Annotated in this window: 2 protein-coding genes; one reads left to right on the top strand and one right to left on the bottom strand. The window is 68.8% G+C overall.

The window, feature by feature from the left end:
- Positions 1 to 1,399: AMP-binding protein (locus U858_RS0132600; protein ID WP_025141285.1), on the bottom strand; the 1,399-nt coding region annotated here is incomplete at its 3' end.
- Positions 1,400 to 1,494: 95 nt separating this feature from the next.
- On the opposite strand from U858_RS0132600, the gene U858_RS0132595 reads away from it, so the two are divergent.
- On the top strand, positions 1,495 to 1,650 hold a 156-nt coding region (locus U858_RS0132595; RefSeq protein WP_115597066.1), incomplete at its 3' end, for a TetR family transcriptional regulator.

The raw sequence follows: 1,650 nt of genomic DNA, 5'->3' as shown, positions 1-1,650 counted from the left end.
CCACCGCCGCCATGCGCACCGCCGCGTGGCCGAGCAGGCAGTCTTCGATGGGCCCCGGCCCGATGCGGTAGCCCGCGCTGGTGATCACGTCGTCGTTGCGGCCGACAAAGCGGATGAATCCGTCCGCATCGCGCACGCCCTGGTCGCCGGTCAGGAGATAATCCCCGGCGAACTTCTCGGCGGTGGCCTGGGAGTTGTTCCAGTAGCCCAGGAACATCACCGGGTCGGGCCGCAATACGCCGATGTTGCCTTCCTGGCCATCGGCCATTTCGACGCCCTGGTCATCCACGATGGCGACCCGATGGCCGGGCGCCGCGCGGCCGATGGCGCCGATGCACGGGTCGAACAGCGACGAGCACGACGACACCAGCATGTTGCATTCGGTCTGGCCATAGAACTCGTTGATGGTCACGCCCAGCACGCGCCGGCCCCAGTCGATCAGTTCGGCGCCCAGCGATTCGCCGCCGCTGGCCACCGAGCGCAGCGCCAGCGCGCCGGGCGCGGGCGGCTGGGCCATGCCGCGCATCATCTTCAGGGCGGTCGGCGGCAGGAAGGTATGCGTGACCCCATGGCGCGCCATCAGGTCGAAGGCCGCCGCGCCATCGAATTTCTCGAAGCGTCGCGCCAGCACCGGCACGCCGTGGTGCCAGGCCGGCAGCAGCACGTCCAGCAGGCCGCCGATCCAGGCCCAGTCGGCCGGGGTCCACATCAGCGCGGCGTGCTCGGGGAAGAATTCGTGCGACATCTCCACAGCCGGCAGGTGACCCAGCAGCACACGGTGCGCATGCAGCGCGCCTTTGGGTTTACCGGTGGTGCCCGACGTGTAGATGATGACGGCGGGGTCGTCGGCCGCGGTATCCACGGGGTCGAACTCGTCCGATTCAGCGTCCAGCGCGGCATGGAACGCCAGCGCCCCGCCCTCGCCCGCGCCGTCGATGCAATAGACCACTTTCAGGTCCGGCAGGCTGGCGCGGATCTCGGCCAGGCGGCGGCAGCCTTCGGCGTCGGTCACCAGCGCCGTGGCGCCGCTGTCGGCCAGCCGGTACTGGATGGCGTCCACGCCGAACAGCGTGAACAGCGGCACCGCCACGGCGCCCAGCTTGTAGACGCCGATGTGCGTCACCGCGGTCTCGGGCGCCTGCGGCAGGTACACGGCCACGCGGTCGCCGCGGCGCACGCCCTGGCGCCGCAGCGCATTGGCCAGCTGGTTCGAGCGCGCCTTGATCTGATCAAAGCTGTAGCGGGTCTGCGTGCCGTCGTTCTTTTCATGGATGAGCGCCAGGCGGCCGCTGCCGTCGGCCCACTTGTCGCAGGCGTCCACGCCGATGTTGTAGGCCACGGGAATGCGCCACTGGAAGGTGTCCGCCAATTGCGCGTAGGTGTCGGTTCTGGACAGCATGATGATTTCGTCTCCGTGTCGTTATTCTTGTGTTCGTGTCGTTATGATAGGGGCCGTCGACCACTGCACAGGCCCCCAGCCCCGCCGCCGCACTCATGGAAAAAACCGCTCCCGTCCCGATGCGCCGCCTGCCGGCCAGCGCCAAGTCCGAACAACGGATCCGGGACATCCTGCGGGTGGCGCGGCAGGTGTTTTCCGAAGCGGGCTTCCAGGCCGCCACCACCACCGAAATCGCGCAGCGGCTGGGCGTG

Source organism: Achromobacter sp. DH1f (assembly GCF_000633435.1).
In the GTDB taxonomy this organism is placed as follows: Bacteria; Pseudomonadota; Gammaproteobacteria; order Burkholderiales; family Burkholderiaceae_B; genus Achromobacter; species Achromobacter deleyi.
Note: the sequence above shows the minus strand (reverse complement) of the source record. Positions and strands in the feature narration are given on the sequence as shown.